General features: G+C 54.7%; 1 protein-coding gene. It reads left to right on the top strand.

Annotated elements, in window-relative coordinates; genetic code table 11:
• On the top strand, positions 1–1,036 hold a 1,036-nt coding region (locus KDK15_RS13935; RefSeq protein ID WP_257295994.1), incomplete at its 5' end, for a hypothetical protein.
• Between the last annotated feature and the right edge of the window lie 65 nt (positions 1,037–1,101).

The raw sequence follows: 1,101 nt of genomic DNA, 5'->3' as shown, positions 1-1,101 counted from the left end.
TACCCTGGTGGCCGATGCGCTGCGCAATAAAAACAGTAATAAAATGCACCCGGTGCCGGAACCCTTCACCGCCGATGACCAGTGCCCGGAAGATGAGCTACTACTGCGCCAGGTGCTGCGTTTCGGAGATACCGTGGATATCATGCGGGTCTTTCCGCCCGGGCCAGACTTTCCCGCCATTAACCGGGCAGCGGGTTCAGCAAAATTGACTGCAGCAACCCTCAATGACGGCTATTTTCACCCGGAAGCCATTGAGCTGCTGGGCGTGGTCAATCATCCAGAGTTTACGCGGCTGATCCAGGCAGCACTGCTGACGTTCCGGAATCTGGCCAGCATCACCGGGGGCTGGCATCATGGCAACCATGCCAACCCGTTCTCAAGTAAATACGGCTTGGCGGTTGATAACGATAAACGACGATTACGGATTGAACGGGCACCCGAGCCTTATGTGTGCCTGCGCGAAAGTCTGGATGACCTGGTGCGGCTCGTTATTGCGAAAAAAGCCGGAGTCCAGCCCTGCTTTGCGGAGCATCCCAAGCACAAGGACAGTACCGGAGCACCGGATTGCTGGGACCCAGGTATCGGGTTCGCCGGTGCCTACCGGAAGTTGCACAATGAGCAAGAGCTGCGGCAAGTTCGGTTACCCGCCATGACCCTGAAGGAAAAGATGACTGTCGTTGCTGAGGAACTGCCCGGCTTAGAATCATTGCTATCGTCGGCCACCGACGACGGCATCCAGTCAGAGATCAGGCGACTGCAACAGAAGGGAATCCTTCCCGCCATTGGCACACCGCGACAATCTGAGCTGGAGCAGATACTCAAACAACCGCGCTGTGTCGGCGCTCGGATACTTAATAAGCGTGGGCTTGCGGTGGCGCCTGTTGACCATGAAGGGAGAATCTTTTACCGAATGGCGCCAAAACGCAAAAGGCAACGCACTGAGCCTGATAATGACGCCTGTCGCCACAATACCGGACCTGTACCTAAACGGCAGAGGAAAAGCTCCAAACGAACGACCGCTGTAATTATTCCTTGATATATTTCATTACTCGACTTTAGACTTTGCATGACACGAAAGATTGGTCAGGTTCCGATAAAATA

The organism is Endozoicomonas sp. YOMI1 (assembly GCF_024606345.1).
Classification (GTDB): Bacteria; Pseudomonadota; Gammaproteobacteria; order Pseudomonadales; family Endozoicomonadaceae; genus Endozoicomonas.
The sequence above is the reverse complement of the archived record's forward strand: the minus strand, read 5'-3'. Positions and strand labels throughout refer to the sequence as shown.